General features: G+C 41.0%; 3 protein-coding genes. 1 reads left to right on the top strand and 2 read right to left on the bottom strand.

The annotated features are described in order from the left end of the window. Position 1: 1 nt before the first annotated feature. The gene (locus tag ACU01J_RS21645; RefSeq protein ID WP_481087447.1) at positions 2-349 is read right to left on the bottom strand and encodes a hypothetical protein; all 348 of its coding nucleotides are present in this window, start codon (positions 347-349) and stop codon (positions 2-4) included. A 214-nt stretch (positions 350-563) separates the two neighbouring features. Here ACU01J_RS21645 and ACU01J_RS21640 point away from each other — a divergent pair, with 214 nt between their 5' ends. Beyond that, positions 564-974 (top strand): hypothetical protein, encoded by a 411-nt coding sequence (locus tag ACU01J_RS21640; RefSeq protein ID WP_481087453.1) that lies wholly within the window; start codon positions 564-566, stop codon positions 972-974. Between the two features lie 39 nt (positions 975-1,013). Here the strand turns inward: ACU01J_RS21640 and ACU01J_RS21635 are convergent, their stop codons facing one another. Beyond that, the gene (locus ACU01J_RS21635; RefSeq protein WP_481087369.1) at positions 1,014-1,982 is read right to left on the bottom strand and encodes an IS30 family transposase; all 969 of its coding nucleotides are present in this window, start codon (positions 1,980-1,982) and stop codon (positions 1,014-1,016) included. Positions 1,983-2,073 lie beyond the last annotated feature (91 nt).

Below are 2,073 nucleotides of genomic sequence, written 5' to 3'. Positions count from 1 at the left end.
ACTAGTAGCAACCGTATTCATTGCAAGTTGAAGAGAAGTAATTACCGTCTGAGTCAGTACCTGTAGTGAATGTACTATTACCTATCTTGTTTGTGGTGCTGTTCCAAGAGCTGCCATTTGCTGATGTACCATTAGTAAATGTAGAGTTCCCAATGGTAGTGCTTGATTGGCTCCAGTTTGAGCCTGTTTGACTGTTATAGCCCTGAACAGATGTTGTATTGCCATACTTTTGTACGCTGTAAGAGTTACCGTTGTCGTCATAGCAAGTTTTGTATGAGTCAGAACCATAGCAGTTTGCGAATGTGTTAGCAGATAAACCAAGCGAAATCAGTAGTAAAAAGCGTTTCATTTCTATGTCTCAATAAAAGGATGGTGCACTTTAATTTCAAATTGTTTCATATGCAATAAAAATCACCATAACAATAAATTTAAGAGTGATTCACAACGCTTGGCGCTTTCACTTCAAGCCAGTTTAGTGTTTATGGCACAATGGTTTAGGTAAGGTGGTTAGCGTTGTTCACACCTTAATTTGGCGTTATGCGAACTATCGGGTTGGAGGATATATGACGAATCAAGTAAAGGATAACTGCAAGTATCTAGGCTCCGAATATCAAATGCCTTCTTGCTTGGGTTTTCCTGTCGACAATTCGAAGATTGAAGAATTGAGTTCTAGCGATCTTGAAAGTATCGATTCAAACGGTATCTATTTTTCGACAGCTTGTTGGCGTAACTATATTGCAACCTGGGAAGTTCAAGGTAACAAGCTTTATATGGTTAACCTAGAAGGGAAATACCGCCTTGTTGATAATGAGCCTTTGTTTGCGAGTTGGTATTCAGGAATATTTGAATTGCCTCAAGGGGACTTGGTTGACTGCAATGTAGAGCTGGGCTTTCAACTAAGTTATACAAAGGCAGTAAAACTCAAGTTTGTCGCGGGTATTTTGGTGGAAAGCACTCTCAGAGATATTATCTAAAAAAGTGCGCTTAGTATCAAGTTTGAAGTGCGACACTTTTTACAGATGCGCATGAATATACTCCTGTGGTGTAAAGAACCCAAGTCTTTTCCTTGGGCGCGAGTTTAGCTTTCCAGCTATTTGGTTACAGAGCCTCTGTGTCACATGTGACATAGAGGCTTTTTTAGGTAAGTACTGTCTAATTAAACCATTCGTATTTTCATTGGTTCCACGCTCCCATGATTGGTACGGGTTAGCAAAGAAAAACAAACACTTAGTTTGTTTTTCTAACTGAGCATATTGGTGAAATTCAGTACCATTATCAGCAGTAATCGTTTTGAACGGTAAGTCTGATTGCTTAATAATCCTCTTCACTCGAGCGTTCAATGAATTAGTCGTTCTGTCGTCTAATTGGCCTATAAAAGTATAACCGGTCATCCTATCTACTAACGTCACAATGCAGTGTTTGGTTCCTCGCCCAATGACGGTGTCTATTTCCCAGTGTCCAGGTTCAAGACGAAGTTCTGCTTCGTCTGGTCGCTCAGATATATGTTTCTTTGCGGCTAAGCGGCCTCTGCTGTCGTTAGAGCGGTATCTTTTACGCCTTTGCTTAGTTGACTGGCGTAGGTGTTTCCATAACATTCCGCCTTCTGCTTTGTTATTCCAAACATACTGGTAAATCAGTTCGTGACTCATCGTTTTTTGACCAATTCGCCTTAGAAATCCAACTATCTGTTCAGGGCTCCAGTCCAGTTGCAGCAAGGCTGCAACGAGCCTGAAGTCGGTTTCGTCATAGCGCTTGTTTCGCCTTGAGCGAGCGAGCCTATTTCGAGCTCGTTGTTGAGCGTACTCAGGTTGGTACGAGTACCTGTCAAAGTATTTGTTATAGCGCTTATTACGTTCTATCTCACGATAGATCGTAGACTTGTGACGGTTGAGTAATCTAGCAATTCCAGCAGTACGTAGTCCTTGCTTTCTTAAGATAGAAATCGTATATCTTTCTTTCTCAGTGAGGTGTGTATATTTCATGGTTTTACTTCTTGGCGGGAGCAAAAATCATGATTATCGCATCTCACTGTTTTATTTTTCAGTGGTGTCGCACTTCGTACTTGAATCCAAG

The sequence above is a fragment of the Vibrio sp. 2433-A1 genome, from assembly GCF_056726085.1.
The sequence above is the reverse complement of the archived record's forward strand: the minus strand, read 5'-3'. Positions and strand labels throughout refer to the sequence as shown.